This is a genomic window from Psychrobacter sp. GW64-MNA-CIBAN-0177, assembly GCF_040309585.1.
Classification (GTDB): domain Bacteria; phylum Pseudomonadota; class Gammaproteobacteria; order Pseudomonadales; family Moraxellaceae; genus Psychrobacter; species Psychrobacter okhotskensis.
Window position 1 is genome coordinate 1 of record NZ_JBEOOY010000246.1, and the last position, 271, is coordinate 271.

The following is a 271-nucleotide window of genomic DNA, read 5'->3' on the forward strand; positions in this document are numbered from 1 at the left end:
GTGATCCGCTTCTGGAAATTCAATACTAAAAAAGTGCTCTTGCAGCCATTGCCAAAAAGGAGAATGGCCGTCTTCGTCGCTAACACCGCGCATTTCTGCGATAACAGTATCGGCAAAACGCTCGCTATGCTGAGCCATAAACAAAAAGCGTGAACGTGATAAAAATCGACCTGTTAAACCTTTACGGCTATTTTCGCGCAAAAATAATGTGCATATTTCAGAGCAACCTGTGTAGTCGTTACACATGCTTAAAATATCAACGGTGTTATAT

General features: G+C 41.7%; 1 protein-coding gene. It reads right to left on the bottom strand.

Features of this window, described 5'->3' with window-relative positions; translation table 11 throughout:
- On the bottom strand, nucleotides 1–255 hold a 255-nt coding region (locus tag AAEY79_RS14950), incomplete at its 3' end, for an arginine N-succinyltransferase (protein WP_352289183.1).
- Nucleotides 256–271: the final 16 nt, after the last annotated feature.